The 315-nt window shown below is 50.5% G+C and carries 1 protein-coding gene; it reads right to left on the bottom strand.

What is annotated here, in order from left to right; genetic code table 11:
- Window positions 1-315: ATP-binding cassette domain-containing protein (locus AB4585_RS28950; RefSeq protein WP_372172237.1), on the bottom strand; the 315-nt coding region annotated here is incomplete at both ends.

Genomic DNA, 315 nt, shown 5'->3' with positions numbered 1-315 from the left:
GTGGTTGGTAGGCTCATCGAGAAGCTGCAAATCTGAGCGGCTTAGCAGTGCTTGATCGAGGTTCAAGCGCATGCGCCACCCCCCCGAAAACTGAGTCAGATTCCACTCCATTTGTGCTTGAGAAAAGCCTAAACCATCGAGGAGTTCAGCCGCTCGAGCACGAATAGAATAGCCACCAATAGTCTCTATCTTCCCATGCAACTCGGCCACCTTGGTGCCGTTGTCGTCTTTTTCAGCTTGGACTAAGTCAGCTTCTAGCTGGCGATATTCTCTGTCGCCAACAATAACATAATCAAATGCTGTGCGTTCAAGGGC

The organism is Vibrio sp. 10N.222.49.C9 (assembly GCF_041474985.1).
GTDB lineage: Bacteria > Pseudomonadota > Gammaproteobacteria > Enterobacterales > Vibrionaceae > Vibrio > Vibrio crassostreae_C.
Note: the sequence above shows the minus strand (reverse complement) of the source record. Positions and strands in the feature narration are given on the sequence as shown.